The 26,656-nt window shown below is 63.6% G+C and carries 23 protein-coding genes; 15 read left to right on the plus strand and 8 right to left on the minus strand.

What is annotated here, in order from left to right; translation table 11 throughout:
- From tagF to BGK68_RS09955, 5 genes are all read right to left on the minus strand, one after another.
- Complete coding sequence (gene tagF, locus BGK68_RS09935) at positions 1–987, minus strand: type VI secretion system-associated protein TagF (RefSeq protein WP_075256966.1); 987 nt, start codon at positions 985–987, stop codon at positions 1–3.
- Positions 984–4,859, minus strand: a complete 3,876-nt coding sequence (gene tssM / locus BGK68_RS09940) for a type VI secretion system membrane subunit TssM (RefSeq protein ID WP_075256967.1) — start codon at positions 4,857–4,859, stop codon at positions 984–986. The genes tagF and tssM overlap by 4 nt, the downstream gene beginning before the upstream one ends.
- 30 nt (positions 4,860–4,889) lie before the next feature.
- Positions 4,890–6,410 (minus strand): hypothetical protein, encoded by a 1,521-nt coding sequence (locus BGK68_RS09945; protein ID WP_233149278.1) that lies wholly within the window; start codon positions 6,408–6,410, stop codon positions 4,890–4,892.
- 54 nt (positions 6,411–6,464) lie between these two features.
- Complete coding sequence (locus BGK68_RS09950) at positions 6,465–6,722, minus strand: PAAR domain-containing protein (RefSeq protein WP_075256969.1); 258 nt, start codon at positions 6,720–6,722, stop codon at positions 6,465–6,467.
- A gap of 87 nt (positions 6,723–6,809) precedes the next feature.
- Entirely contained in the window at positions 6,810–7,649 is an 840-nt protein-coding gene (locus BGK68_RS09955) for a M15 family metallopeptidase (protein WP_075256970.1), read from the minus strand.
- A 1,084-nt stretch (positions 7,650–8,733) separates the two neighbouring features.
- Between BGK68_RS09955 and BGK68_RS09960 the strand changes: the two genes are divergently transcribed.
- The 6 genes from BGK68_RS09960 to BGK68_RS09985 all read left to right on the plus strand — a co-directional run bounded on the left by BGK68_RS09960 (position 8,734) and on the right by BGK68_RS09985 (position 16,949).
- A complete protein-coding gene (locus BGK68_RS09960; protein WP_233149279.1) occupies positions 8,734–9,612 on the plus strand; it encodes a hypothetical protein in 879 nt (292 codons plus the stop codon).
- A gap of 79 nt (positions 9,613–9,691) precedes the next feature.
- Entirely contained in the window at positions 9,692–12,640 is a 2,949-nt protein-coding gene (locus BGK68_RS09965) for a type VI secretion system Vgr family protein (RefSeq protein ID WP_075256971.1), read from the plus strand.
- The gene (locus BGK68_RS09970) at positions 12,637–13,566 is read left to right on the plus strand and encodes a DUF4123 domain-containing protein (protein WP_083657771.1); all 930 of its coding nucleotides are present in this window, start codon (positions 12,637–12,639) and stop codon (positions 13,564–13,566) included. The genes BGK68_RS09965 and BGK68_RS09970 overlap by 4 nt, the downstream gene beginning before the upstream one ends.
- A gap of 142 nt (positions 13,567–13,708) precedes the next feature.
- Positions 13,709–14,152 (plus strand): DUF3304 domain-containing protein, encoded by a 444-nt coding sequence (locus BGK68_RS09975; protein ID WP_075256972.1) that lies wholly within the window; start codon positions 13,709–13,711, stop codon positions 14,150–14,152.
- Between the two features lie 17 nt (positions 14,153–14,169).
- The gene (locus tag BGK68_RS09980; RefSeq protein WP_075256973.1) at positions 14,170–16,323 is read left to right on the plus strand and encodes a T6SS phospholipase effector Tle1-like catalytic domain-containing protein; all 2,154 of its coding nucleotides are present in this window, start codon (positions 14,170–14,172) and stop codon (positions 16,321–16,323) included.
- Between the two features lie 173 nt (positions 16,324–16,496).
- Positions 16,497–16,949, plus strand: a complete 453-nt coding sequence (locus BGK68_RS09985) for a DUF3304 domain-containing protein (RefSeq protein ID WP_075256974.1) — start codon at positions 16,497–16,499, stop codon at positions 16,947–16,949.
- Positions 16,950–17,598: 649 nt separating this feature from the next.
- Here BGK68_RS09985 and BGK68_RS09990 read toward each other — a convergent pair.
- Together BGK68_RS09990 and BGK68_RS09995 are read right to left on the minus strand one after the other, a co-directional pair.
- Positions 17,599–18,288, minus strand: a complete 690-nt coding sequence (locus tag BGK68_RS09990; protein WP_083657774.1) for a hypothetical protein — start codon at positions 18,286–18,288, stop codon at positions 17,599–17,601.
- A gap of 76 nt (positions 18,289–18,364) precedes the next feature.
- Positions 18,365–19,678: an aminotransferase class III-fold pyridoxal phosphate-dependent enzyme gene (locus tag BGK68_RS09995; RefSeq protein WP_075256975.1), complete on the minus strand. Its 1,314-nt coding sequence runs from the start codon at positions 19,676–19,678 to the stop codon at positions 18,365–18,367.
- Positions 19,679–19,863: 185 nt separating this feature from the next.
- Here BGK68_RS09995 and BGK68_RS10000 point away from each other — a divergent pair, with 185 nt between their 5' ends.
- The 3 genes from BGK68_RS10000 to BGK68_RS10010 all read left to right on the plus strand — a co-directional run bounded on the left by BGK68_RS10000 (position 19,864) and on the right by BGK68_RS10010 (position 22,124).
- Entirely contained in the window at positions 19,864–20,790 is a 927-nt protein-coding gene (locus BGK68_RS10000; protein WP_075256976.1) for a hypothetical protein, read from the plus strand.
- Between the two features lie 148 nt (positions 20,791–20,938).
- Positions 20,939–21,445 (plus strand): hypothetical protein, encoded by a 507-nt coding sequence (locus BGK68_RS10005; RefSeq protein ID WP_143433007.1) that lies wholly within the window; start codon positions 20,939–20,941, stop codon positions 21,443–21,445.
- Between the two features lie 274 nt (positions 21,446–21,719).
- Entirely contained in the window at positions 21,720–22,124 is a 405-nt protein-coding gene (locus BGK68_RS10010) for a CesT family type III secretion system chaperone (RefSeq protein ID WP_075256978.1), read from the plus strand.
- Between the two features lie 299 nt (positions 22,125–22,423).
- Here the strand turns inward: BGK68_RS10010 and BGK68_RS10015 are convergent, their stop codons facing one another.
- Entirely contained in the window at positions 22,424–22,843 is a 420-nt protein-coding gene (locus tag BGK68_RS10015; protein ID WP_233149280.1) for a hypothetical protein, read from the minus strand.
- Positions 22,844–23,080: 237 nt separating this feature from the next.
- Here BGK68_RS10015 and BGK68_RS27805 point away from each other — a divergent pair, with 237 nt between their 5' ends.
- From BGK68_RS27805 to BGK68_RS28520, 6 genes are all read left to right on the plus strand, one after another.
- Positions 23,081–23,233, plus strand: a complete 153-nt coding sequence (locus BGK68_RS27805) for a hypothetical protein (RefSeq protein ID WP_156181706.1) — start codon at positions 23,081–23,083, stop codon at positions 23,231–23,233.
- 123 nt (positions 23,234–23,356) lie between these two features.
- A complete protein-coding gene (locus BGK68_RS10020; protein ID WP_075256979.1) occupies positions 23,357–23,566 on the plus strand; it encodes a hypothetical protein in 210 nt (69 codons plus the stop codon).
- A 61-nt stretch (positions 23,567–23,627) separates the two neighbouring features.
- Positions 23,628–23,810 (plus strand): hypothetical protein, encoded by a 183-nt coding sequence (locus BGK68_RS10025; protein WP_041310155.1) that lies wholly within the window; start codon positions 23,628–23,630, stop codon positions 23,808–23,810.
- A 244-nt stretch (positions 23,811–24,054) separates the two neighbouring features.
- A complete protein-coding gene (locus BGK68_RS10030; protein ID WP_075256980.1) occupies positions 24,055–25,800 on the plus strand; it encodes a hypothetical protein in 1,746 nt (581 codons plus the stop codon).
- Between the two features lie 63 nt (positions 25,801–25,863).
- On the plus strand, positions 25,864–26,460 hold the full coding sequence (locus tag BGK68_RS10035; RefSeq protein ID WP_075256981.1) for a hypothetical protein: 597 nt from the start codon (positions 25,864–25,866) through the stop codon (positions 26,458–26,460).
- A gap of 65 nt (positions 26,461–26,525) precedes the next feature.
- Positions 26,526–26,654: a hypothetical protein gene (locus BGK68_RS28520; RefSeq protein ID WP_267889706.1), complete on the plus strand. Its 129-nt coding sequence runs from the start codon at positions 26,526–26,528 to the stop codon at positions 26,652–26,654.
- Positions 26,655–26,656: the final 2 nt, after the last annotated feature.

The following is a 26,656-nucleotide window of genomic DNA, read 5'->3' on the forward strand; positions in this document are numbered from 1 at the left end:
TCAGGCTCCGATGAAGGCTTCGCGGAATGAGTCGAGTGCCGATTTGAGCGACAGGCCGGGGTGCGAGAGATAGCTCGACAGCTTCTGGATGCCGTAGTCGCCGCTGACATGTTCTTCGATCCAGTCGGCCTGGTCGAAGGCGATGTTGTGCTCGGCTCCGGCCTGGCTGTCGAGCACCGAATGCAGGGTGCGCGGCGAGGCCCCGGAAAAGCCCAGGATCATGCAGGGCTGCTCATCCAGAATGGTGAGGAACAGCGCCAGTTCGAAATCGGCACGGCTCAGGAAAGGCGTGATCAGGTTCATCCAGAAACTGGCCACCAGGGCGCGGTACATCGGGTCGCGCGGCAGCGGCAGGATCAGGTTCTTGTCCAGTCGGCTGGAGGTGCTGGCCATCACCGGTTGCAGCAGCAGCCCCAGGGCCAGCAGCAGCTGGCGCGGGGTGCCGGTGAAGCCGGCCTGCTCCAGCATCTGCTGCAGGCCGCCCAGCGTCTGCATGTCCAGGAAGTCGGCGAAGGCGGCGTTGTAGCCGGCGCTGTTGATGTCCAGCTCCAGCGTGGTCGTGGCCAGGGTCTGCAAGGGGGCGGCGGGGTCAGGGGCGCTGAGCACGCCGTTGGTCAGCGTCTCCAGGCGGGTCCACAGGCGCGAGAGGATCAGCGGGCTGTTGCGCACGAAGGCGCCGGGGTCCTCGACGTCGATGGCGCTCATCGAGATGAAAGGGAAGCGCCGTTGCGACTGGTCGCTGCTGGCGCGCAGGTGGCCGGCGACGGCGCGGCGGCTGCGCGGGCCCATGACCACGAAATGCAGCGGCTTGACGCCGTCATAGATGATCTTCCAGCGCGGATCGCGCGCCAGCATTTCCATGGTCTGCGCCAGCCAGTTGTCCAGCAGCGTGATCAGTGAGGCGTTGTCGGTGGCTTTGATGAAATCGCCGCGCGTGGGGATCTTGCCGAAGTAGCCGACCTTGATGGGGGTGCCGGTTGCACTCATTGCTTGACCCCTGTAATGGTTGGTTGATTGTTGGACTGGGGGGCTGCGGCGTCGGTCGCCATCGGCTGCCCCGGCTGCATCGGCGCAGTGCCAGCGGCGCCGGCAGGAGCAGGGGCGGGGACGGGCGCAGGCGCACCCCCGGCGATGGTCTCCGGCAGCTTCAGGCCGCGCAGGCTGGCGGTGCCGCGGGCAGGGCCGTTGGCGGTGCCCGAGACTTCGGCGCTGCTGATGATCTTCAGGTTGACCACCACGGTCACGCCGTCATTGGTCCAGGACAGCTCGAAGACGCCGTTGTCCTTGCGCTTGCGCTGGGCCGAGTTGATCAGGCGCTCCAGGCCGAAGCGGCCGGGCTGGCTGGCCACTTCGATGGTGCGGCCGTCGTAGGTCTGGGCCGTCACGCGGGCGCCTGGCGTGCCTTGCGGATTGGGCCAGATGAAGTTGGTCCACTGCGCCTGGGTATTGCGGTAACGCAGTTGCTGGCCGTCGATCTCGATGGTGTACTCCAGGGCGCCGGGGGCGGGCTGCGGCTGGATCTGGAACACGGTCTGGGCGCTGTTGGCGCCGCCATTGGCATCGCCGCCGCCGCCCGGGGCGCTGATCCAGCTGGCGAAGTTGCTCGTAATGGCCGGTGACAGGTTAATGCCCATGTCCGCCCACTTGCGCGGCGACAGCGTATCGCCACGGCGCACCACCAGCGGCCCCATGGCCGTGGTGACGAACTTGGAGATGGCGCCATTCTCGCCGAAGACGGTGCCGATCTCGCCGCTGTTGGCTTCGATCTTGGAGTTGGGCGAGAACGGGTACTTGGCCGCCAGATTGCTCTGGAAGGGTTCGTACACCTGGGCGCGCCAGATCTTGTTGACCTCGCCTTCGGTCGGACGCACCAGGGCGTTGAAGCCCTGCACCAGCGGACGCACCAGCAGCGGACGCAGCACGGTCTTCTGCTGGTCGTTCAGGCCGGGCAGCATTTCTTCATCGACGAACTTGAGCGAATCAGACAGTTCGGAACCGTTGCCTTCCAGCGTCTGCTGCATCAGCTGCTTGGCGCCGGGGCCGGTATCGCCCTGGTTCTTGATGGTGTTGAGGCGCGTGCGCAGCTTGGAGAGGTTGTCCAGATAAGTCTGCAGCAGCGATCCGTTCTTGTCCTTGCTTACCACCAGGCGCGCTACGCCGCTGAATTCGCGGCCGACCGGACCCATCGGGATAGCGGTCGTGCCATCGGCGTTGAACTGGGTCGGCGCGGGGGCAGGGGAGCGGCGCAGGATGGTTTCCTTGAACCAGCCCATGAAGCCGCTCTTGGCGTTGGCCAGGCCGGCGTCCACCAGCGAGGGATTGTCCCAGGAGGTCTCGTCATAGACGGTGTTGATGACCTTCTTCATCGGCGAGGTGATGGGATCGCCCAGGCGGTTCATGGCATTGGTGGCGTCATCCAGGTTGCGCAGTTCGACGATGCTCACGCCCTGCAGGAATTTCTGCCACTCACGCGCATATTCGGTCTTGTACTGCGTCACCAGGGCCTTCTGGATCTGTTCGGGGCTGCCTTCCAGCGTCAGGTCATCCTTGGCCGAGGTCTTGAGCACCCAGTCGGCGCTCTGCAGTTCCTTGTTGGCGGCTTCCTTGAAGGCTTCCTGGACGAATTTCTCCCAGGCGTCGCGGGTGAAGGTGCCGGGGATGGCATAGCTGCCCATGACCAGTTCGCGGTCCTTGTCGCCGACGATGCGCGCTACCGTCATGGAAGCAAAGCGGGTGGCGGCGCGGGCCTTGACGTCGGCGTACACGCGTTCGCGCGCGGGCATGCCGCGCACCACGCGGCGCAGGTTTTCGCGGGCCTGGTCCACCAGGGTCAGCTTGTTGTCGATGGTCGGCCAGGAAGGATCGTTGATCTGTTCCAGCGAGAAGCTGATGAGGCGCTCGGCGCTGCGGATCATCTGTTCGCGCGGCATGGTGCCACGGTTGGTTTCCAGCCAGCCGCGCCAGAAGCGGGTGATCTGGTCGTTCAGGTGGCTCGATTCGGCGCGCGACTTGTCGGCCAGCATCAGATAGGTCTTCAGGGCGTTATAGGCATCCTCGACGCTGGTGGCCGAGCTGTCCTTGTAGGTGCGCAGCGCGTTGGCGGCTTGCGCGCCATTGTCGGCCACTGGCGTGATGCCGCCCGATTGCGGCGGACGCGACATCGGCTCCAGGCGCGCGGCATTGGCGTTGACTTCCATCAGGTAGCTCTCGATGTTGCTGGCCACCGGCTTCAACATGATTTCCTTGATGCCGGAGAAGTATTCCTCGCGCAGCTTGCGTTCCAGCAGATCACCCTGGTAGAGGCCCATGCCCACCGAGATGGGACGGCTGGCGCGGTAGCGGTCCAGCTGTTCGATGCGGTCCTGCAGGATTTCCAGTGCTTCGAAGCGCGATTGCAGGTCCAGGCGTTTTTCCTGCAGCTTGACGGCCTTGTCCATGTCGGCCTGCACATTGGCCAGCAGCTGGCGATTGCCCATGTAGGACCAGCTCCAGCCGCCCAGCAGCACGCCCAGGATGGCGATGGCGGCGAAGAAGGTGGCATAGCGCATGCGGATCTTGGTGCGGCTGGTGTACTGCGCCACCAGCTGCTTGTCGGCGAAGATGACCTGCTTGAACAGGTTGTGCAGGAAGAAGCCGTGCTGGGAAAAGATTTCGCGTTGCGGCTTGTGTTCCAGCCCCAGGCCGAAGCGGTCGGCGATGCGTTGCGAAGAGGCGCTCACGGTGGCGCCTTCCTGCACGGCGCTGGTGAAATAGAAACCGCGGAAGACCGGCTTGAACTGGAAGGGATTCTCTTCGAACAGCGTGGCCACGAAGGAGCGCAGCACGCCCTTGATCGAGGAAAACTCCAGCGGGAAGGTCAGCACGCCCGGCGCCATGTTTTCACCGCGCTTGACCGACATGCTGGCCAGGCTCATCTCCTTGAGGCCGGCATAGAGCTCGTCGAAGCGTTCATCGAAGAAGCTGACCACTTCCTGGCCGCTGCGCTTGCGGTCATAGGCGAGGGTAGCGCCCCAGACGCGGTCACGCTCGCTGCCTTCGGTGTCGAGGAAGAATTCATTGAAGCCGGTGATCAGGTCGGCCTTGGTGAAGACCACATAGACCGGGGCGAACACTTCCAGCTTTTCGGTCAGCTCCTGCACGCGCTGGCGCAGGTTCTTGGCCAGGTTGATGGCGAATTCGGGACGGTTGCCGGTCAGTTCGGCGATGCTGACCGCGATGATGATGCCGTTGATCGGCGCTTGCTTGCGATAGCGCTTGAGCAGGCCCAGGAAGCTGAACCACTCGTTGCGGTCTTCTTCATAGACCGAATAGCGGCCAGCAGTATCGAGCAGGATGCCATCGGTGGTGAAGAACCAGTCGCAGTTGCGGGTGCCGCCCACGCCGTGGACGATCTTGCCGCCCTTGTCGGCGAAGGGGAACTGCAATCCGGAATTGGCGATGGCGGTGCTCTTGCCGGCCGCGGGGTTGCCGATCACCATGTACCAGGGCAGCTCGTAGAGGGCGGCCGAGCCGGACTTCTGGCCCAGCTTGGAGGTCTTGATGGTGTTGATCGCCTCCAGCATGCGGGTGCGCAGCGCGGCGACTTCTTCGCGCTGGGCGCCATCGCTGCTGGCAGCCACCGACTGGGTGGCTTGCTGCTCCAGTACTTCGCCCAGCTTGCCGGCGGCGCGCCGCACCTTCCAGCGCCGGTACAGCCAGTATCCCAGCCAGCACAGCAGGGCGATGGCCAGGATCACGGCGGCCCAGGTCAGGGCCAGCTCCAGGGTGCTGGCGCCGATGAAGAGGAATGCGGCCAGTGCGGCGAAGCCGATGATGACCAGGGTGCGGGTATCGCTGAGGAAGTGCCAGAGTCGTTGCATGATGGTGGCGATTCTTGGTAAGAGTTATTTTTATGCGGTCGCAGCTGGGGCCGCCGTCGCTTGCGGGGTGGGCGTTGATACGGTGCTGGGGGAATCCTGGGGCCGCACGACCATGGCCGCGCGTTCATGGGCGTGGTCATTGCTCACGCACAGCGCCGCCTGTCCCGAGGCTTCGCTGGCGCTGTGGGCCAGCACCAGGGCGCTCATCACGGTGGCCGCGCCTGCCGCGCCGCAGCCGGCGCCCAGCTTCACGCACTGGCTGCCGAGATCGATCTCGGGCAGGCTGTCGTAGCCCATCTTCATGATTTCTTCGGTGCGGCTGCCACGAAAATCGCTGTCGGTGGCCAACAGGCCGATGGCGGCGGGGGCGACGCCAGCGTCCTGCAGCGCGCCCTGCACTAGCCGGGAGAGGAATTCGCCCTCGATGCGGCCGGGCGCATCGGCTGACTTGTCCTTGCGCCCGACTGCGGCGCGATGCAGCAGCACCAGCGTATCGGCGCCCAGCGCAATGGCCTGGGTGGCGTCGGCCAGGATCAGCCCGGCAGCGCCCTCGCCGGGCGACTTGCCGTTGTTGGCGCTGCTGCACAGCAGCTGTTGCTGCGCTTCCCATTCTTCGATGATGGCTTCATCGAGGGAGGATTCGGCGGCCACGGCTACGGCCAGGTAAGGCGAGGTCAGCTGCGAGGTCGGTTGCTTGGCGTTGACGTCGCGGCTGGTGGCGATGAGACGATCCAGATGCAGCATGGGATGCACCGACTCTCCCGCAATCACCGGCAGCACCGTGATCTTTTCGCGCGGCCAGCCTTCCTGGGCCAGCAGGTCGCCCAGCCATTGCGCCGCCTGCAGGCGCTGCGCACCTTCCCAGCGCGCCGGCAGCAAGGCCAGCAGATGGACCTGCGGCAGGCCGACGGCCTCGCGCTGATGCGCAGGGGCCTCGAGATATTGGGTCAGGAAAGGATGGGCCAGCAGGCGCTGACCCAGTTCGCGGGTGATATCGGCCGCCAGCGCCAGGGTGCGCAGGTGACCGGTCGCCAGGACGGGCGCTTCGGCGGCTTCGGGGGTCTGGGCTTCATGCCAGGCGAGGTAGTCGGATTGGGTGCCTTCCACATCCAGCGCGCCGATCCGGCCGGCCAGGATGGGGAAGCCCTGGCGGTCGGTCAGTTCAGGGTCCAGATCCAGGCGGGCGTCCTGTTTTTGCAGTTGAGAGAGCAGGGTGGCGGCGTCGTCGCCTTGCGGGGAGCGCAGGGCGCTGGCGGCGATGACCAGCGTCCAGTGTCGTTCGACATGGTGGGCCGGGGTGGCCGGCACTTCAGGGGCGGGTGTCTGGGCAGCGGCGGCCTGGCGGGCGGCGGCCGCTGCCGCCAGGCTCAGGCGCAGCTTGCGCACGCCCCACACGAGCAGCAGGAAGCAGACCGGCAGCACCAGCAGGAAGAGGACGACATCGCTGGTGTCCGGCATGTGGTTGGAGCCGGACCAGTAGGCGATGAACATCACCCAGGTCACTGCAAAAATTGCGCAGACGAACAGGCTGCGTTTGATCCATGTTCCCATCAGCATCCACCTTTTATTGTTCTTTGAGCCCTTGCCCCACAGTCGTTCAAACGTTCAAACGGAGGTAGTCGCCTGGCTTGCAATGAGCACTGCGCCGCAGGCGGTCTTGTCGCCATCGCGCGCCACCGGCGCACCATCGATGATCATGGTCGGATCGCCGCTGGTGATGGTGGTGGAGCCGTGTCTGGGGCAGCTGACCTTGTCGCCAACCCGCGCCACCTGCTTGCCGCCGACCATGGTCACGCCGCTGGCTTGGATGACGGTGCCGCCGTGGGAGGTCTTGTCTCCGAGCACGATGACCGGCTGGCTCATTGCTGTTCCCCTTGTCGTTGTTGCATGTAATGACAACCTGATTCTCTTGCCAGCCCCGCCGTTGACGGCGGGGCCGTGCAGAAAAAGTTATTTTTTCATGACGCCCGGGAGGCGATATTCGGTGTGGCCGAAGTCCATCAGTTTCCAGCGCCCGCCCCAGGTCAGTCCCACCGATTCGGCCACCTCTCCGTAGCGACGGTAGGCTTCCATCGCCCATGGGTCCTTCTCGCTGATGACCAGCTTGCCATTGCGCACGAAGGCGCAGTCACCGGCCAGGCCATACTGGTGATAGCTCTGGAAGGCCGCCGCATTGGTGACGTTGCCGCCCATGCCGGCCAGCATGTTCTGCCGTTCGGGACTGCGGTAACCCTCGATGAGCGCCATCTCGATACCGTATTTTTCTTTCATGATCTTGAAGACCAGAAGCAGGCGCTGCGCATATTCAGGATTGAGCAGCTGCCAGTTACGGCTGGCATCGACCAGCATCGGCCTTACTTGAACAACCTCTGCAGTGGTGAACATGTCCGGCGGCAGAGGAGGCGGTGGTACGAGTAACTCGCCCTTCAAAAGTTCCGCGATCTGCGCATTGGCCACGCGATCGGTAGGCTCGAAGCCGCCGAGCATGGATTTGCCGCTTAACATAAAAGCAAGTATTGCCGGACCTATCAGTAACAGGAGGACAAGGGCGACGATCACGTAATTACCGCGTACGTAGCCGATGCTGGCGGAAAACGTATGCCTGATGCCCGAAGCGGTCCCGGCAAGGACGGCGTCGCCCCTCCTGTTCCAGCGGTCCCAGCGCTGCCTCAGGCTGGCCCTGCGGCTGTTGAGGAAGGCCAGCGTGAGCGCTCTGCCCGACGGGAACAGCAGCAGCCACATGGCAAAGCCGGTAATGAGCAGGTAGAAGATGATTACCAGGAACAGCACGACATCCCCTTTTTTATTCTGTCTTTATTCTGTCCACCGTATCGCCGGAAGAAAACGTTGCGTAGGGCAGCGCATTCTGGGCGAACGCCGATTGATCGGCAACGGCGGATTAACTATCAATTAATAACTATCTAGAACCCATTTCATAAATAGGCGTGAGTGCGAGCGAGTCCCGTTTGGGATGAAGTGCAAGGCGCGAATTTGGGTCAAGACTGGGCGTCTTGACCCAAATTCGTAACGCAGCAATTCGCCCAAACGGGCCGCTCCCTCCGGGTTCTGCCCAGAAAGGGCGCTGGCCGCGTTGCGCTCCTTGCGTGTGGCACCGCCACACGACGCGTCGCGCGCCTTGCCAGCGCCCTTTCTGGGCAGAACGCATCTCACGCCTATTTATGAAATGGGTTCAAGGGTTCGCCCTCTGCGTACCCCGTCATACCGCTAAGTATTTTGAATCACCCCGGAAGCCATACAGTCAGTATCGGCAAGATCCCATTCATTTCATGGCTCCGACAGCTTGGCCACTGATGAAGTTCGCATGCGCCCTCCGATTTTGCGTCAAATCTGCTGGCTGGCATGTCTGCCTGACAACGCCGGTACGGCGGGCGTGGCCAACGGTCGCCCTGCAATCGGCTTGGCGTCATCTGAGGGGGTGACTTTTACTTGACTGGAAAGCAATAAAATCCGTCCATGCGGCAATTACGTAACCGTGATGTACGTTGCTGCGGATGAGGTGCGAGGGAACTCTTGAGTATCGGCGCTGTCCCTGCAAACACTTCATCGTGTTTTGCATTCATCGCTTGCGATGGCGATGAGGCCAGCCATGTGGCTGGCGAGGAAGTGCAATGTGCTTGCATCACGGGACGTGAAAAAGCATCAGCCATCCTGCAAGTTGCTGTAAAGCGCTGCAGAAGGGTTGGGCAATAGGCAGAAAACGATCTCAAGGGAAAATGCGGCATCTCTTTTTCCGTACTGGTCGCGCTCCTGCGGCAGTGGACGGAGGGTGGCGCAATCGCATGAACAAGCAGTAACAGGAAATCAATAAAAAATCCAACAACTCTTGCGAGTTGCATAACACAGGAGTACGGCCTTGCAGCCCCCGAAACAAGAGAAACCTGCATCCACCAGACCGAGCCTGCTGTCCGGTTCGGATACGCCCGGGGCGGACGAAGTTCGCATCCTCAATTCCATCTCGGATACGAAGTCCGCCAGCCGCGCCAGCGCCCCCGCCGCGCGTGGCAAGGGCGGTCGCATCGCCGCCGTGGCCGTGCTGCTGCTGTTGCTCATCGGCGCCGGTGCGCTGGTGTTGAATGGCCGCTCCGAATCTGGCGCTCCGGTGGCGGCCGCGCCAGACGCCAAGCCGGTCGCCCCGCTGGCGGCGGCCGAACCCAACCCGGTCCCGGCCGCGCCCTCTGCATCGACGCCGCCGACGGCCAGCGCCGACACCGCGGTCATCAACGACACCGCGCCCGGCAGCGCCCAGCCTGAGCCGCCCTCCAGCCAGGCCCAATTGACCAATGCGCTGGAAGAAGGCGTCAAGCCGCCTCCCTCCACGCTGAAGAACGCCCTGGAAGCCAAGCCGGAAAAGCCAGAGAAGTCGGCCAAGCAGGCTGCCCGCGAAGAGAAAAGGAAGAAGGCCGCCGAGGCCAAGAATGACAGCGATGTCGATCTGATCAAGGCGCTGGTGGCGCGCACCCCGGAAGCGGACAAGAAGAGCCAGGCGCGCGATGGCGCAGCAGGCGCATCTGGCCGCAAGCTGGCCCAGGGTGATGCGGGCACACCGCCCAAGCACGCCGGTGCGCGCAATGTGGATGTAGTCGAGCGCTCCGGCAAGGAGAGCACGGAATCCTTGCTGCAACGCTGCCACGCCCTTGGTTTCATCGAAGGCGAATTGTGCCGCTGGCGTATCTGCTCGGGCCGCTGGGATACCGATGCCGCCTGCAAGGTGGCCAATGCCAATCCCAACTGAACTCCGGCCCTTGCGGAACTGCCGTGCCGCGCCCGCTAGCCTGTTGGCCGCCGGGCGTATTACTTAGAGCTTGTGACCCATGTCTGACCTGCTGACGCAACTGATGCAATTCACCGGTGCGAGTCGCCTTTACAGCCTCTCGCTGGGCGACGCCGCGCCGGCTGGCGAGTTGCTGGTGGAGGCATTTGCCGCCTCGGAAGGGCTGCATGCGGTCGGGCTGCGCGAAGTCATTGTCCTGAGCCTGGACGCCGGACTGCGCCTGAAGTCCCTGATCGGACAGCGCGCCACCCTGGTGACGACCCTGTCCGATGGCAGCCGAACCCAGTTCTCGGGACTGATCAACGAGGCCGCCAAGCTCGGCAGTGAGGGTGGCCTGGCCCGTTACCGCTTGCGCATCGTGCCCTGGGTCTGGCTGCTCTCGCAGTCGCATAACAGCCGGGTATGGCAGGACAAGACCGTCATCGACATCGTCGAAGATGTCTTTGCCGACTATGCGCCCCACGCCGCCTGGACCTGGACGGATGAGGTGGCGCCCTTCATGCAGCAGGTGCAGGCGCGCAGCTATACGATCCAGTACCGCGAGAGCAATCTGGCCTTCGTCAGCCGCCTGCTGGCCGCCGAGGGTCTGTCATGGCGCGTGGAGGAATCTGCCGAGGCAGCCTCCGGCCACCGGCTGGTGCTGTTCGCCGATTCGACCTCGCAGCGCGCCTTCCCCGAAGACCTCACCAGCACCAGTCCGCTCGGCGGCAGCGGCATCCGCTTCCACGCCGGCACCGCCCGCGAGGAACAGGACACCATCCAGGCGCTGGCCGCCCGCCGGTCTTTGCAGCCGGCTGCGTTCACCTTGCTGTCCTACGACTACAAGAGCAAGCAGGCGGTGGCAGCCAGCCTGCCCACCCGTCACGAATTCGGCGGCAAGGATGCGCCGCGCCTGGAAAGCTATGACAGTCCAGGCCTGTATGCCTATACCGACGCGGCCGAGGCCGATCACTATGCCCGCCTGCACCTGGAGGCCAGTGAAGCCCGCAACAAGCTCTGGCAGGCGCGCAGCACCGTGCGCACCTTGCGTCCCGGCACGCGCTTTACGCTGGCCGACGGTCCGCTGGGCCTGTCCGCTGCGCAGGATGGCGCGCCCAGGCAGTACGCCGTGCTGTCGGTGCTGAGCGTGGGCGTCAACAATCTGCCCAAGGATGCGGCCGAAGGCCTGGCCGAACTGTTCGGTCCGATTCCGCCCTTGCTGGAAGACTGCGTGGCCGCCTGCGAAGAAGGCCAGTCGCTGCTGCATGGCCAGTCCGGGCCGGACTCTCTGCAACTGCTTGCCCAGACCGACATTGCCGGGGTGATCGCGCAAGCCCGCCAACTGGGGTATGCCAATGCCTTCGAGGCGATTCGTGCCGATGTGATCTGGCGACCGGTACTGGCCGATGGCACCGGCTTGCGCCTGCACGCACGCGCCACTGCGCGCGGCAGCCAGAGCGCCATCGTGGTAGGGCCGCAGGGCGAGACCAGCGCCAGCAGCGCCGGCGAGATCCATTGCGACCGCCTGGGTCGCGTGCGCATCCGCTTCCACTGGCAGGGCCGCAACAATGACGCCGCCGCCACCTGCTGGGTGCGCGTGGCGCAACGCGCTGCCAGCGGTGGCGCGGGCATGCAGTTCCTTCCCCGCATCGGCCAGGAGGTGCTGGTGCAATTCATCGAGGACGATATCGATCGGCCCGTCATCGTCGGCGCGCTCTACAACGGCCGCGGCGAGGGCGCCGCCGCGCCCACGCCCGGCGGCGATACTGCGCAGGCCGGCAGCGACGATCCCGCCCGCGCCTTCACCAGCGCCACCGACCTGCAGGCCAGCGGCCAGGGCAACCTGGCCGGCGGCAATGCACCGACCTGGCACGGCGGCAGCCAGGACAGCGATGGCCACGGCAACCCTGCCGCGCAATGGGGTATCCGCTCCAAGGAATTCGGTGGTTCGGGCTACAACCAGATGGTCTTCGACGACACCGATGCGCAAGGGCGCATCCAGCTCAAGACCACCCAGTCGGGCAGCGAGCTCAATCTCGGTCACCTGATCCATACTGCAGACAATTATCGCGGCAGCTTCCGAGGCACGGGCGCGGAGTTGCGCACCGATGCCTATGGCGCGTTGCGCGCCGGCGGCGGCATCCTGTTCTCCAGCTACAAGATCGAGCAGAACGCCGCCTCCCGGGACCCGGCCGGCGACAATGCCGGCGGCATGGCCTTGCTCAAGCAGGCCGCCTTGCTGGGCAAGACCTTCAACGACGCCGCCGTCACCCACAAGACGGTCGGCCTGGCCAGCCATCTGGGACCGACCCAGGCCAGCGCCAGCACCATCAACGACAGTGCCGCACCGCTGGAAGCCATTCGCGTGGCGGCCTCCGGGATGGTCGATGGTTCGCCCGAGAACAGTGGCGCAGACGTGGCAGCGGCCAATACGCAAACCGGCGACAGCAAGCTCCCGCACAGCACCGCGGCGCTGATCGGCATCGCGGCCAAGGAAGGATTTGGCGCGGTGGCCGGGCAGCACATGCAGCTGGCCAATGGCGAGACGGTCAATCTCCTCTCCGGCGCCGACAGCCAGCAGGTCGCCGGCAACCAGTATCGCTTGCGCAGCGGCCAGGCGCTGGGCGTGCTGGCCGGGGCGATGGCGGCAGGCGAGGGCGGCAATGGCTTGCAGATGATCGCCGCGCAGAAGAACATCGACGTACAGGCCCAGGCGGACGGACTCACCGCCCAGGCGCGCGACCAGGTCCGCGTGATCAGCGCCAACGCCGGCGTGGACTGGGCCGCCGCCAAGAAGATCACGCTCTCCACCGCCGGCGGGGCCAACATCACCATCGAGGGTGGCAACATCACCGTGCAATGTCCGGGCAAGCTGACCATTCATGCCGCCCAGAAGCTGTTCGCGGGCCCCGTGTCCAAGACGCTGCCCTTGCCCCAGATGCCCAATAGCGTCTGCAAGGACTGCATCCTCAATGCCATGAAGCAGGGTGCGCCGGGAGTGCTGGTATGAGCACCAACCAGGGCGATCCACTGGGCCTGCAGGCCTGGGCGCTGGAATGCGCTGAAAGAGGCCATGGCGCCTATCTGCTGCTGGACAGCGCCCAGGCCGAAGGCAGCCATCTGAAGCTGCAGGCGATGCGGCTGCCCTATGCCTCGCTGTTCGACGGCAAGCGTGAAGAGGCGCTGCCCGAGATCGCTCCGCTGCTCATTGCCCTGTCCGGACTGGATGCGCCGCGGCGTGAACGGCTGGCCTCATGGATATCGCCACTGGCCTTCAGCGCGCCATGCCTGAGCTGGTATGAGAGCCCGTTGCCCTTGCAGGCCTTCGCAGCGCATCTGCGCAATTTCCACCAGGTGGGCCTCAGCGACGGCCAGGCCATGATGATGCGCTGGTACGATACACGCATCCTGCCCATCTGGTTGCAGGCGCTGACACCGCAGCAACATAGTCTGTTCACCGGCGGCATGTTCAGCATTGCCTATGTCGATCGCTTCGGCGAGGCCAAGACCATTCATCAGGCCAGCGAAGCCGGACCACCGAGCGCGCCGCCGCCGCTGGATCAGCCGCTGGTGACACTGGATGATCAGCAGTTTGGCTTGCTGGTCGATGCAGGCGATCTGGATACCCTGGTCAATCATCTGAAATTCGTCATCCCGGACGAGACCCGCAAGCTTGCGCCGCGTACGCTGCTGGACTTTGTTGCGAAGTATCAGCAAGAGGCCGTGGCGGCGGGTCTGGATGATATCGATCGCCAGGCCCAATATGTGCTGCTGGCGCTCTATACTTCCGGCCGTGGCACGGCGCATCCGCTGATGCAGGCGTTGATGGCCGATCCACCTGCTTCCCTGGACGCTTACTATGAGGCCATCCAGGCCATGCCGGAAGAGGTGTGGGAAGCCGGGACGCCGCTGTGGGAGCAGGAAGCGGTGCATTGAGCGAAAGCGGACAGCAGCCTGATCGGCGGCAGCGCGAGATCGCGCAGGTGGAGAAGAATGCTTTCCCTCAGAAGGCTAGGAAAATTTGGAGAAGAATGGAATGAAGGCTTTTTCATTGAGAGCGCGTGCCTCGATATCCGCCTTGCTGTTGCTGGCCATGCTCATCGGCTGCAAGGATGCAGAATCGCGCGGGGAGGGCTATACGATGGATTTCACGGCATATAACCACACCGATCACAGTATCGATGACTTCGAATTCCAGTTCAAAGGAGGCAAGCGCGGCGCCGGAGGCTTTGTCGGCAAGGGCGAGGGTGGCGGTGACATCTGCTGCGCATCGGTCCCCGCGCAATGGACGCCAGGCATGACCGTGCAAGTCCGCGCGAGCTGGAAGGACAGCGCCGGCGCCGCGCAGAACATTTCCCGGGAAGTGCCGGTGCCTCAATACGCCCGCAAGGACACGGGACATTTCGATATCCATTTCCTGCGCAACGGTGAGGTCAAGGTCTTTGTCACCTCACTGGCGACCTGGCATCCGGATTATCCCTTGCAGGGCAAGGATGTCGAATTGAAATCGGTTCTCCATTGAGCAGGGAGCAGGCAAAGATGAGCATGCTCTACACCGGCCGCCCCGTTCCCATCGATGGGAAGAGAAAGTTCTCTGCACAGGAGGCGTCACAACGCGCCAAGGCCATGGCTTGCCTGCGGTCGCGCGGCATGACCGAATGCAAGGGGCAGGTCTTCGTTGGCATCTTCTTCGATGGCACCGGCAACAATTCCAAATGGGTGGAAAAGGGCGAGACCCAGGATCAGCAGACACTGAACCGGCATAGCAACGTTGCTCGCCTGTTCGACTCCTACCTCTTCGACGAGAACAACGGCTTCTTCAAGCAATATATTCCCGGCGTGGGCACGCCCTTTCCCGAGATCGGCGATACCGTTGCCATTGTCACCGACAAGGGCGGCGGCGGCTTCGGGTACATGGGCGCGGATCGTATCAACTGGGGAATCACCTACATATTCGACGTCCTGCATCTCTATGCGACCGGCACTCGCTTGTTCGCCGGCAACGAGCGGCGCGATCTGGTCAATCTGATGAGCATGTTCATGCTGCAGAACGGCAGCGCCTACGCCGCGCCGTCTGACTGGAAGATCGGCAAATGGGATGTACCCGGCTATCTGACGTCTGCCCCCGAGAACCTGCGTCGCCAGGCGCTCTACAAGAACTTCGAAGAGAAACTGAAGGCGGCCGTCAAGGGCAGCCAGCGCAAGGTCATCCAGGTCAATGTCTCGGTGTTCGGTTTCTCGCGCGGCGCGGCAGAGTCGCGTGCTTTCACGCACTGGCTGCATGAACTGCTGACGCCGGTCAACGGCGCTTTCCAGATCGCGGACATTCCCATCCGTATCGGTTTCCTCGGCGTGTTCGATACGGTGGCCGCTGTCGGCGTGGGCGATGTCACCCCGGTGACGTTCGGGCACATGGCATGGGCGCACAAGACACAGACCATCTTGCCGGCGGTGGAGGAGTGCGCTCACTTCGTGGCCCTGCACGAACAGCGGGCCAGTTTTCCGCTGGAGTCCTCCACCGGCTGGAAGAACATCGGTTATCCGGGCATGCACTCCGATGTCGGCGGTGGCTACAAGCCGGGCGAGCAGGGCAAGTCGATGCCGGCATGGGGGCAATCGCCCCAGCTGTCCCAGGTCCCTCTGATCGACATGCATTACGCCGCGTTGAAGGCGGGCGTGCCGCTGCGGACCATGGACGAGATCGCTGCAGAGCCCAAGCTCAAACGTGACTTCGCCAGTGATCCACGTTTGCTGCAAGCCTACAACGACTGGCTGGCCCATAACGGGATCAAGGCTGCGTCTGTGCGCGAATATACCGAGGCGCATACGCGTCAGTACCTGCGCTGGCGTGGCTCCCTGCATGCCGGCAAGGGCGGGCTGCTGTTGCAGGAGCGTTTCTACAAGGAGTCGTCCGTCTCCGACAAAAAGGATTTGCTGGAGGCCGATGTCGAGCTGGGGAAGATGATCAAGGCGTGGCGCGGGCTTGCTTCCCTCACTGAAGGAGAACGCGCCGCCCTGGTGGGGCCGAAGTATGCCTGGCGCTATTCACCCTTGTCGAAGGGCGTCGGCGCGGTGGTGGACAATCCATTTGAAAACCAGTTGAGCGCCGAGCAAAAGAAATTCCTCGCGATCATGACGGAAGGTCCGATGCCGCATGCGGCGTGCATCAGGTTGTTCGAAGACTATGTCCACGACTCGCGGGCGGGTTTCCGCGTGGTGGGCCAGCATGAACCCGTCTTCCTGACCGGCGGCTACGCCCGTTTCCGGCACGTCTTCCTGCAAGGCGAAGCCGATGCTCCCTTGAGCAGGCTGGCCAGCGTGGTGGCGCAAAAGGGTGCGGACCAGGCCGCCGAGATGGTCGAGGATGCGCAGGCCATCCGGGACTACACCGTGCATACCTATGTCGCGGCGCGCGACCGGATTGTGCGGGGATATCATCGGGTCGAGAAGGCGACGGTCGATGCGGCCCATCGCGCGGAGAAAGCAGTCAGCGACGCCGCTGAACGCACCAAGCGCGAACTGGAGGCGGCAGCTGAAGCGGCCAAGCGCCAGGCATCGGAATTCAAGAGAAAGACGATGGCCGAAATCAGACGCGAGGCTGACGAAGCCCATCGTATCTATGATGCTGCCCAGAAGCAGGTGATCCGCAAATACCAGCAGATGGAAACGCTGTGGCATCAACACTTCCCTTGATCGACGGATAGCTCATGCCTCAGCATTGGCTCGATGCCGCGCCAGAGGCACGAGAGGCGCTGCGACGAAGATATCCGTTGCGGCGTTTCCAATTTTGATTGAAGGTGTTGATTGCAGGGATGGGTGAGATGGCAAGAATTCCCCGGTCCAATCTTGGATGCTTCCGGAGCCTGATGGCGGTCTTGACGGTCGCCATCGTCGCTGGTTGCAGCGATGCCGAAGCGCCCCCGGCCAGGATGTCGCTCAACCTGGTTCCCTACAATCACATGACCGACGGCATTGCCAACTTCGATGTCGAGGTCAAAGGGGGGAGCAAGAGCGGTGGCGGATTCCTCCGTGAGGGCAGCGGCGGCGGCAGCATGATCTGCTGCGTTTCCGTTCCTCAGAAGTGGCAGCCAGACCTCACAGCGAAGGTCAGCGCTGAGGTCTACCGCCAATCCGGCGAAAAGTACGACATCGCCAAGGAAGTCCTCATTCCCCAATACACACCCGAACAGGCTGGGCACGTCTCTGTCCATTTCCTGCGCGATGGCGAGGTGAAGATCTTCGTCACCCGCTATGCGCTCTGGCACCCGGACTATCCTCTCAAGGGCAGGGAGGCCGAGCTCAAACCTGTGATCAGATAAGCGCTTGGGATCAAACGCGAAGCCGACGAAGCCCAGCGCATCTACGACGCCGCCCAGAAGCAGGTGATCCGCAAATACCAGCAGATGGAAGCGTTCTGGCATCAGCACATCCATTGAGCAGGCGCATACGCGGGCCACTGCATGGGCCTGACGCCCTTTCAGGATCAGGGAAACGCTGCGACGAAGACATCCGTCGCAGCGTTTTTTTGATTCTGATTGAAGGTGTTGATTGCAGGAGGGTGAGACAGACCAACGGTATTGGTCCGGCCGTTACGTCCCCACGAGCCTCGTAAGCAAGGGGCCGGTCTCTCGTATGTCGGCGCGTGGCCGGGGAACCGGCCGCGACGATGTTCCGCCGCGGCCGCTTGCGCTATTTCGGTCAGGCGCCTGACCAGGCAGAACGTCGCTCTCCTTCTTGCCGCCGAACGGAGCGCCTGTTGAACGGGGCTGTTCGGCGGGAAGCGCGGTCATGTGCCGGAGACGAAACGGGGGAATTCCTTCTCCGGCACGCCGTTCGACAACAAACCGGAGATTGTCGCGCCTGCCATGTTCATGAATGTCGCTGGCGGCCTGTCGGTTCCATGTCCTCTGATCTTTCTTTGGCCATCTCTGCTGCAGGCATGGCGGTGGACACGTTGAGAACAGCGATTCAGTGCAACGCTCGCACCCGCGCCCCGGACAGATTCGAAAACCGCCAGGCATTGGTGTCCGGGGAAAACACCGCGCATTCGTCCCCGCAGCCGGTGCTGCCCCATTGCTCGCGCAAGCGCCGCAGGTTGGCGAAGGCGGCGCGATCCAGCGCATGATGCGCACTTTGCGCCAGTCGGTTGTCGCTCCAGCCAGCGGTGATCCGCATGAGATGGCCGTAGTGGTCGCCGCCGACCCGGCTCCACCATTGCTCGACAAAATCGAAGACCTCTTGCTCGATATGCAAGCGGGACATGCCGTGCAAGCTATGGTGCATGTTGACGGGCACCGGCAACAGGGGCGTGATCAGCAATTGCTGGTCGTCCTGCAGCAGCGCCTGGGTGTCCGAGGCTGAAAAGCCCAGCGCCAGCATCAGCCGCCGTTGGTGCTCGGGGCGGCCGGACAGGACCCGTTCCAGATCGATCTGTTCCAGCGGTGCGCGCTGCCAGCCGGACAGGCCGCAGCTCAACAGGTGCTGGCGATAGATTTCGGCATCCAGGGCGGAGGCGAAGGCCAGCACGCCGCTGTCCTCTGCGGTGCGCAGGTAGAAGGTGACGTGGCTGTCGTCGCCAGGCAGTTCGCTGCCTGTGAGTCTCACCAGTCCCCACAGGGGCAGGGTCTGATCTTGATAGACGATGTTGGGCGTTCTCATGGCGGCCTCCCAGGTTACGCAGCCGTGCGGCTGCCGGATAAGCATGCGTGGCACGCCGCAGCAGGCTGGTTCCGCGCTACAGCATCCTGCGGGCGCTGGCATCGACCGCAGCGCCCAGGCGTTCGACCAGGCCGTCGATGTCGGCGTGGGTGGCGATCATCGGCGGCGCCAGCAGGATGCGCGCCGCCGCCGCTTGCACCAGCACACCCTGCGCCAGCGCCTGCCGGGCGCAATCGATGCCCGCCGCCGCTTCATCGGCGAAGCGCGCCCGGCGTGCGGGGTCGGGCGACAGTTGCAGGGCCGCCAGCATGCCGTTGCCCTGGATGTCGCCGACCAGGGGATGGTTGTCGAAACGCTCCCGCAGGCAGTGCTGGAGATACAGACCGGTACCGTGCTCGACCTGGCGCGTCAGGCCGCCTTCGTCCAGCGCGCGCAGGTTGGCCAGGGCGATGGCCGTTGCGGTCGGGTCGGCCTGGTCGATGCGGCCATCAACGGGTAGGGCGCCCTCGATGGCAGCCAGCGCGTCCATGATCTGCGGGGACAGCACCAGCGCGGCCAGCGGGGCCAGGGCCGACGTCAGCCCCTGCGCCAGCAGGACGATATCCGGGCTGAAGCGTAACTGCGTATGGGCAAACCATTGACCGGTGCGACCGCAGCCACCGATGCCTTCGTCAATGCACAACAGCACGTGATGGCGGGTGCAGATACGCTGGATCTCCGGCCAATAGCTGTAGGGCGGATGCAGCAGGCCGCTGGCTCCGGTGAAGGGTTCGGCAACGAAGGCGGCGATATGCTCCGGGCCCAGTTCGAGGATGCGTTGTTCCAGTGTGCGGGCCGCCGCCAGCCCGAATTCATATTGGTTCAGATAGCCGTCATGGCCAAACCAGTCGGGCGCTGCGATCCGCAGGCTGCTATCCGGCGCGCGGCGGTGATCCCGGCCCGGTCCTTGCGGTCCGGCTTCGCCATCATGGCAAGTGATGATGAGGCGCCGGTCGGGCTGGCCGACAGCCGTCCAGTATTGACGCACAGTGCGCAGCATGGCCTGCCAGGCGAGCTCATGCGAGCTGGCGCTGAGCACCCGAGCACCGTCGGTGGTCAGATGTGAAGACAAGGCCGCGTTCAGCGTTAGCTGCGCGGCCAGCGGGTCGGCAGTCGCAGCGCTCATCTGTCTTGCCGCCGCCAACGCCGCATGGTCGTGGCCCAGGGTATTGCCGTACAAGCCACAGACGCCGTCGAGCAGGCAGGCTCCATGCTCGTCCCATACCTGCATGCCGGCCCCGCGCACGATAGCGCATCCGGTGGCCTGCGACAGGATGCGGAAGAAGGCCGCCGGCAGGGTGTGCCGATCTTCCCCGGGACGGGCCAGTGCGTGGCCGATGAAATGGTTCATGAGGGTTCTATCGATACGTTGGAAAAGGCGCAACCGGTCCAGACCGTCACGCGGACAAGGATGGGTGGGGAGGGAACAGGGCGCGGTTCCGCGATCCGCATCCAGGACGGGATGGAACCACAGGGCCGACAGAGACGACAGAAAGACATTGCGGCGCGGCCCTGCGTTGCGTTCTTCCAGGAGAAATGGACGTGGCCTTTCCAGTCATCGCTTTCAATCCGGCCACTGCGGCCGCCGTCACCAAGGCGCTCGCGCCCGTCGCCCGGAGCGTTAGCTCTGCGGTTTCGCAGTTCGGCGCGCTGCTGCGCAAATGCACGCCCGAGAAGATGGCGCAGGCATTCTCCGCCAATCCCAGGCTGGCCGGGGCCATGGAAAAGATGGGGCCGCATATCCAGAAGATGACGAGCTCGCTGACAAACAGCAGCGCATTCCAGCGCCTGATGCAGGGCCTGCGCGAACATGCCGGGGAGTACCTGCAGGATGCAGTCCACAACGCGGCCACGGCAAGCGTGGACAAGCCGGTCAAGCAGCATGACCTCAACGCCTACCAACAACTGTTCCCGCCCGGCGCGCACACGCTGTCGTCCCAGTCGTTCAGCGGCAAGCTCAGCATGGTCAGCGCCATGGTGGGAAAGGAGCGCTGGCATGTGCTGGTCCCGGCGTTGGGTGCAGCGGGTGCAGCGGGTGCATCGGTGAGCCGGACGGATTGGCAAACCGGTGCGAACGGCATCCACACCTGCAAGACCTGGGAGCCTGCTACGCAGCGTAACTGGAACTGGATGCAGAACAAGGTGGGCGACCAGATCGCCATGGGCGATCCCAAACCGGCCCAGGACGGCGGCAATATGCGCTCGGTGTTTCACTATCCCGCAGATGGCGGGCCGGTCTCGTTCAAGCTGCTGCACCAGCAGGCCGATGGCCGCTTCAGTCTGGTCGATCCGGGCGGCGCGAGCGGTGTGCGGCGTCCAGGCCAAGCCAAGGCGCACGCTCCGACAGAGTCCAGGGCCGCAGCGCAGGACCAGCCAGGTTTCGTCATCGAAGTGATGGACGATGAGGTCGTGCGCGCAGCCAGCGATCGTCAGGCACTGGTGCGCAGAACGGCGCGCACCTGATTCCTGATCCGACTGAATTTCGATTGATTTCCGATGCAGTCCGACCCGCCGGCCAGTCCGGCCGTCGGACTGTATCGTCTACATGAAAGGGGGCACTATGCAAGACAAGGCCCGGTCCGGCCCTGAGCCGGAGGATATCGGGGCGTTCATGGAGAGCCTGTTCGCCTCGATGAAGCAAGCCTCGCTGGAGGCGGCGGCCACCCGTGATGAGGACGTGGTCGACGCGCCTCTCGTACCGTTCGAACCGTCATCGGTCAGCCAAGGCAATGCGATCAATCGCGACATGCTGGACAAGCTGGCGCAAGACCCGCGTTTCGCCGGCGACGTCCAGGAACTGCGAGCGCGGGCCGAGCAAGCCTTTGCCGCATTGCTCAACGAGGCTTACCAACTGGCGCCGGTGGGCGTGAGCAGCGCCATCGCCGGTAATGTGGCCATGGGCACGACCATGGAAGTGCGTGACCTGATGTCGGCCTCGCGGCGTAATCTGTCGGGCTCTGGCAGCAGTCATGACGAGCGCAGGCTGATGTCCCAGTATCTGGTGGTGGCCGGCATTTCCAATCTTGGCCAGCCTGGGTGGGATCCCACCGTCGCCAGCTCCTATGCGGAAGAGGGCGACAATCTGATCTGCGCATTGCTGTCGCCGCCGCGCGCCTGATGCTGGGAACCAAGCCCGCTCTGGCGACCACAGATTAGTCCCAACCACTCTTTTGGAGAAAACATCATGTTGCCTATTCTTGGTGCTCTGGCGAAACCGCTTGGTCTGGACATCCTGTCCAAAGGTGTCGAAGGTCTGTTAGGTGGTGATAAGAAGAAGGAAAACACGGATATCAACTGATGCCGTGTGGGTCTTCGCCCCGGTGCGCGCCGGGGCGAAGACACGCCGTTCCGGCGTCCGCTTGCAGCCAAGCGCAACAAGAAGAAAGAAGGGGATGTCGATACAACGCTACTGGGCGCTGGTGACCGATCTGTACCGCCAGCTTGGCATCGATGCTGCACCTGGCATGCGCCAGGCGGTTCAGCTCTGCATCGACGATGTCGATTTCATCCTGTTCTACGGTGGCCTGCTGGCGCCCGACAGTGTCGTCATGCATTGCACCTTCGGCACACTGCCCACGGCGTCCCGGGAGCGCATCCTGTTGCGCCTGCTGGAAACCCAATCCCATCTCTTCGGCGTATGCGCGCCGGTCTTTTCCTGCGATGCGGCGCAGGAGCGCATTACGCTCATGTGTCGCTTTCCCCTGCGGGATGAGCAACCCACCGAATCCACTCTGGAGTTGCTGCATCTCTTCGCCGGCATGGCCATGCGCTGGCGCAAGGATCATTTCCTGGACTAGCCGGTCTTGCCAGCACGGTCTTGGGCACGGCACTGGCCTGGATCGGTAATCCATTCCAGACCGCTCCACCTCTATCCCTGGCGCATTTCCTTTCCTGTTCTCCGTCGTTCATCCTCCCTGCTCCCTGCTCCCTGCTCCCTGCTCCCTGCTCCCTGCTCCCTGCTCCCTGCTCCCTGCTTTCCCCTTGATACCGTTCGCTCATCTCGCCCTGAAACGGACATGCCCCGCACTAGGCGGGGCATGGATCAGTGATGATGAAGAGGATGAAGATGATGCAGAGGATGCATCAGCAGTGCGGGTCAGCCGCCGCTGATATCACCCTGCTGTTCGCCCACACCCTCGCCCTGGACCGCGCCCTTGATGGCTTGCAGGTCTTCCGGCTTCATGCCCATCAGGCCGGCCAGCTTCTTGAGCTCTTCGTCCGAGATACTGCCGTCCATCAGTTTCTTGAGCAGCTTCTGGATGTCGTCGTCACCGCCGCCCCCAGCGCCGCCAGCACCTTGCGAGCCGCCGCTCTTCTCGGCGCGGTTCTGCAGCTCCTGCATGATGGCGTCCTTCTGCCATTGCGCCGTGTTCGGGTCCATCAGGCCCTTCATCAGGTCTTCGTTGGACTTGCCCTGCAAGCCTTGTTTGAAGCCGTCGATCTGGCTTTGCGAGGGGGTGTCGGCGCCGCCCAGCGGACCGGTCGATCCGCCGGTGAAAGTGACATTCATGTTCATGCTCGATCCTTACAGAAATATAGATGGGAGAGGCGTGCTCAGCGTCAGAGAGCGCGGGGGTATTGCCAACGTGGGTAACGGCGCGTGGCGCGGCAGTTCCATGCGCGCAAGGCGAAAGCCGCACTGATCGCCGCGCAGCCGTGGAACTGTCGTTGCCGTCGTCCCCACATAAGGGGGACCGGACTGCTGAAGGTGCGGTGCGGTATTTCTTAATTTTCTATCTGATTGGAGGTTTCTATGAGCATGAACAACGCAGCCGCCGGCGCAGGCGCATTGAAGGCAACCGGCGACATTATGTTTGGCAATCAAATGAGCTCCATGGTCGACGCGGCTAACACCTACGTGAAGTTTGACAAGAAGGGCCGCGACTACGCGATGCAGAACATTTAAGAAACAGTTCGTGCAGGAGGGTGGCGGAACCGGATTGCAGGCTATCCGGTTCCGCCGACCTGGCAGCGCATGACGCCACCTTCGGCGGTTTCTGTTTTTGTTACTTACGGGAGATGATCCTCTATGACCACTTTTCAACAGCAGATGAATGCGACGCCCGCCGCCGGCAATCCATCGATGCGCCAGGATGCGTCCAATGCCTCGGTGCAGAGCGCCCAGCTCGGATCGGAACAGGCCATGGAATTCCAGCTCTGGGTGGCCCAGCAGGCGACTTCGCTGGCCAAGCTCAAAGTGTTCAGCACCATGGCAAAGAACATCAACGATCAGCAATAGCCGAACCGTGGCTGCGCAGGTTGCGCGGCAAAACGGGGAATTTCCTGTCGCGAGGACCAGCATGCAGAACCTGCCCAACACATCCGATGCATCGATCAGCCAACGCCTGTCAGTGCGGCGCGCCGCCAGCCAGGCTGTGCGCACGGTCGAGGCGACCAACGCGGCGGCGGCCAATGTGGACAACGTCGCCATCTTCGCCAAGTTCATGAAGAAGGCCGAAGACACAGCCCAGGCTTCCATCTGAAGAGCGGCTAGCGCCATCGCCCACAGCGCCCGGCGTTTCGCGAGGAACGGCCGGGCGCTTGCGCTGGCGGCGCAGCGGCAGCGGCGAGGCCAACGCCGGAACTAATGAACCCGCCCTGTCACTCATCCATCGAGTCCGCTATCCCTGTCTTTTCGCACGTCGTCGGCAGGCAACGTCGAGTTCCGCAGGTAACGCGCGGTAGCGCGGCGCCGTTGTAGTTCGAGCCCAATCTATGGAGATCCGCATGTCGACAACCTTTACCATCACCACTACCCAGACCTATGTCACCGATGGGCCAGGCGCCCCGCCGGGACTGTTCAATTTCGGCAATCAGCAGCCGCAGGAATATGGCGATATCCATCTGTTCGGCAATTCGCCGGGGCAGCAGGGAGACAGTTTCCTGGACAGCCTGGATATTCCTGATGTGCTCAAGAACCTCCTGCGCGAAATGATGGGGCAGGCCAGCGCCGGTGGTGGCAGTGGCAATGGCTTGCCTTCCGAATCGGGCGCGGCCAAGACCATCAACCAGTTCCAGAAGGACAACAACATCGATCTGCTGTCCTCGCAACAGGTGCAGCAGATGGCGCAGACCGGTTACTTCACCGACAAGGACGGCAATACCAAGCAGGTGCCGCCCGAGGTGCAACTGGCCGCCATGAAGATGATGGACAACGGCGGTGAACTGTTCAAGAAGCTCGAGTCCGCGCATAACGGCAAGCATGATGGTCTGCTCAGCCAGGTCGATTACAGCGATGCGCTGCAGGACGGCAGCCTGTCCAACACGCCCGGTCAGCGCAATGCGCCCTACCAGCCTGGCCTGCCGTTGGACTTCATCCTGCAGGCGCTGATGAACGGTCATGTCTCCAAGGACCAGCCGGACGACTACGACGCGGCCAAGACCATCAACCAGTTCCAGAAGGACAACAACATCGATCTGCTGTCCTCGGAGCAGATGCAGCAGATGGCGCAGACCGGCTACTTCACCGACAAGGACGGCAACACCAAACAGGTGCCGCCGGAGGTGCAGGCTGCCGCGCAAGCGTTCATGGACAACGGTGGCGAGCTGTTCAAGAAGCTCGAATCGGCCCTCAACGGCAAGCATGACGGCAAGCTGAGCCAGGTGGACTTCACCGAGGCGGTCAAGGACGGCACCATTGCACCGGGCTATGGCAACGGTAATGGCAACGGCAACGGCAACTTCGGTTTCGGCAACGGCAACGGCTTCGGCTTCGGCAACGGCAACGGCAACGGCAACGGCAACGGCTTCGGCTTCAGTCTCGATCCCTCGCAATTCGGCGGCGGCAGCAACCTGCCGGGCGGCTACGACGCGGCCAAGACCATCAACCAGTTCCAGAAGGACAACAACATCGATCTGCTGTCCTCGGAGCAGGTACAGCAGATGGCGCAGACCGGTTACTTCACCGACAAGGACGGCAATACCAAGCAGGTGCCGCCGGAGGTGCAGGCCGCTGCGCAGGCCATGATGGCCAATGGCGGCGAGCTGTTCAAGCAGCTGGAGTCGGCCCTCAATGGCAAGCATGACGGCAAGCTGAGCCAGGTCGATTTCACCGAAGCGATCAAGGATGGCACCATCGCGCCGGGCTACGGCAATGGCAACGGCAATGGCAACGGCAACTACGGTGTCGGCAACGGCAACAACAATGGCTACGATCCGACGCAGTTCGGGGGACGTACTCTGCCCTCCGACTCCACCGCCGTCAACACCATCGAGAAGTACCAGAAGGACAACGGCATCGGCCTGATCTCGGCCGACCAGATGCTGCAGATGGCGCAGACCGGCTACTTCACCGACAAGGACGGCAATACCAAACAGGTGCCGCCCGAGGTGCAGGCCGCCGCACAGGCCTACATGGCCAATGGCGGCGAGCTGTTCAAGAAGATCGAAGCGGCCGTCACCGGCAAGCATGACGGATTGCTCGGCCAGAACGATCCGGGACAAGCCCGTGAGGACGGTACGGTCTCTGCCTGAGTCCGCTCGCATAACGCCGCGCAAGCTGCCTTGGCCGCTTGCGCGGCATGAAAGAACAGCATCATGATCACATCCATCCGACCCATCATGGCGACGGCCACGCATGCCTCCGCCGCACGGGCCAACGCCGGCTTCTTCCGCCAGTACGGGCAGTTCGCCGACAACTATTACGCCAACCCTTCCACAGAGGCTGTCACCCAGCCATCCTCCGTGCCCGCCGCGCCGATGACGCGCGCCTTGTTCAGCCCGACATCGGCGGGCGTGTTCCATCGCCTGCGCACCCCGCGCAAGGCAGGCGCAGCGGCGGCCGACAAGAGGCGCGGCGATACCGTGCGCGGTCCGGCCCAGGCTGCCGCCGAGCCGCCGCCGATGCCGGGCATGGGACCAGGCGAGGCGCGCGTGGACGCCATTCACGAGGACAGCCGCAACGACAACCCGTTGGCGTCGGACCCGACCCGGCGCACCCGTACGCCCGCCATGGCCGACCCGGCCAGTGCACCGGCCAGCCGCGCGGCCAACGTGGCGGCGCAGCCGGCCGCTGTCGTCAACGGTGACGGCGCTGCGCGGGCTCGGGCAGGGCGCGACCGCGCCATCATCAACCTCTTCATCAGGCCGGGCGGCGATATCTATCGCGCCTACCTCGGCGCTTACGCCGCCTGACGCGATCCACGCGGCGGCGGTCAACGCTGCGGCACAGCGCTACTTTTGACGAAAGGATGCAGGCTATGAAAGCCGATTCATTCCCTCCAGACGAGGTTTCCCGGCAAGCCGGTTGCAGTCCGGCGGACGGCGCCATGCCGCTGCTGGACGAAGATTTTCCCTGGCATCGCATCCGGCGCTTGCCGCGCAAGTGAAT

The organism is Herbaspirillum camelliae (assembly GCF_001929405.1).
In the GTDB taxonomy this organism is placed as follows: domain Bacteria; phylum Pseudomonadota; class Gammaproteobacteria; order Burkholderiales; family Burkholderiaceae_D; genus Herbaspirillum; species Herbaspirillum seropedicae.

What these genes read in the sequence shown, in the direction of transcription:
- BGK68_RS10020 (WP_075256979.1), top strand. Translation starts at nt 23,357, where the DNA reads ATGACCACTTTTCAACAGCAGATGAATGCGACGCCCGCCGCCGGCAAT.
- BGK68_RS10025 (WP_041310155.1), top strand. Translation starts at nt 23,628, where the DNA reads ATGCAGAACCTGCCCAACACATCCGATGCATCGATCAGCCAACGCCTG.
- BGK68_RS09990 (WP_083657774.1), bottom strand. Translation starts at nt 18,288, where the DNA reads ATGAGAACGCCCAACATCGTCTATCAAGATCAGACCCTGCCCCTGTGG.
- BGK68_RS09985 (WP_075256974.1), top strand. Translation starts at nt 16,497, where the DNA reads ATGGCGGTCTTGACGGTCGCCATCGTCGCTGGTTGCAGCGATGCCGAA.
- BGK68_RS27805 (WP_156181706.1), top strand. Translation starts at nt 23,081, where the DNA reads ATGAGCATGAACAACGCAGCCGCCGGCGCAGGCGCATTGAAGGCAACC.
- BGK68_RS10005 (WP_143433007.1), top strand. Translation starts at nt 20,939, where the DNA reads ATGGAGAGCCTGTTCGCCTCGATGAAGCAAGCCTCGCTGGAGGCGGCG.
- tagF (WP_075256966.1), bottom strand. Translation starts at nt 987, where the DNA reads ATGAGTGCAACCGGCACCCCCATCAAGGTCGGCTACTTCGGCAAGATC.
- tssM (WP_075256967.1), bottom strand. Translation starts at nt 4,859, where the DNA reads ATGCAACGACTCTGGCACTTCCTCAGCGATACCCGCACCCTGGTCATC.
- BGK68_RS09970 (WP_083657771.1), top strand. Translation starts at nt 12,637, where the DNA reads ATGAGCACCAACCAGGGCGATCCACTGGGCCTGCAGGCCTGGGCGCTG.
- BGK68_RS28520 (WP_267889706.1), top strand. Translation starts at nt 26,526, where the DNA reads ATGAAAGCCGATTCATTCCCTCCAGACGAGGTTTCCCGGCAAGCCGGT.
- BGK68_RS09950 (WP_075256969.1), bottom strand. Translation starts at nt 6,722, where the DNA reads ATGAGCCAGCCGGTCATCGTGCTCGGAGACAAGACCTCCCACGGCGGC.
- BGK68_RS10030 (WP_075256980.1), top strand. Translation starts at nt 24,055, where the DNA reads ATGTCGACAACCTTTACCATCACCACTACCCAGACCTATGTCACCGAT.
- BGK68_RS09945 (WP_233149278.1), bottom strand. Translation starts at nt 6,410, where the DNA reads ATGGGAACATGGATCAAACGCAGCCTGTTCGTCTGCGCAATTTTTGCA.
- BGK68_RS09980 (WP_075256973.1), top strand. Translation starts at nt 14,170, where the DNA reads ATGAGCATGCTCTACACCGGCCGCCCCGTTCCCATCGATGGGAAGAGA.
- BGK68_RS09995 (WP_075256975.1), bottom strand. Translation starts at nt 19,678, where the DNA reads ATGAACCATTTCATCGGCCACGCACTGGCCCGTCCCGGGGAAGATCGG.
- BGK68_RS10015 (WP_233149280.1), bottom strand. Translation starts at nt 22,843, where the DNA reads ATGAACATGAATGTCACTTTCACCGGCGGATCGACCGGTCCGCTGGGC.
- BGK68_RS10035 (WP_075256981.1), top strand. Translation starts at nt 25,864, where the DNA reads ATGATCACATCCATCCGACCCATCATGGCGACGGCCACGCATGCCTCC.
- BGK68_RS09965 (WP_075256971.1), top strand. Translation starts at nt 9,692, where the DNA reads ATGTCTGACCTGCTGACGCAACTGATGCAATTCACCGGTGCGAGTCGC.
- BGK68_RS10010 (WP_075256978.1), top strand. Translation starts at nt 21,720, where the DNA reads ATGTCGATACAACGCTACTGGGCGCTGGTGACCGATCTGTACCGCCAG.
- BGK68_RS10000 (WP_075256976.1), top strand. Translation starts at nt 19,864, where the DNA reads ATGGACGTGGCCTTTCCAGTCATCGCTTTCAATCCGGCCACTGCGGCC.